Source organism: Acinetobacter sp. AS167 (assembly GCF_037152175.1).
Classification (GTDB): Bacteria; Pseudomonadota; Gammaproteobacteria; order Pseudomonadales; family Moraxellaceae; genus Acinetobacter.
Genome location: NZ_JBBCMP010000047.1, coordinates 1 through 286 on the forward strand (window position 1 = coordinate 1; position 286 = coordinate 286).

Sequence of the window (286 nt, forward strand, 5' to 3'; positions counted from 1 at the left end):
GGTCACGGCTTAGTTTTTGGTAGCTCATTGTTATTCTCCATTACCATTGGCTGCATCAACTGCAACCACATGCTGAACAAAAATTCCTGGGGTAATAATATGCTCAGGATCAAGTTGTCCTAGTTCAACCACCTCTGATACTTGTGCAATAGTGACGTCTGCTGCCATCGCCATGATTGGACCAAAGTTACGTGCTGATTTGTTATAAACCAAGTTGCCCCAACGGTCGCCTTGATGTGCTTTAATCAATGCAAAGTCTGCTTTAATCGGATATTCAAGTACGTAG

General features: G+C 43.0%; 1 protein-coding gene. It reads right to left on the reverse strand.

Annotation, left to right across the window (positions count from 1 at the left end; genetic code table 11):
* Window positions 1-30: 30 nt before the first annotated feature.
* The coding region (locus WFN33_RS20300) for a 3-oxoacid CoA-transferase subunit A (RefSeq protein ID WP_336954838.1) at window positions 31-286 on the reverse strand (256 nt) is incomplete at its 5' end.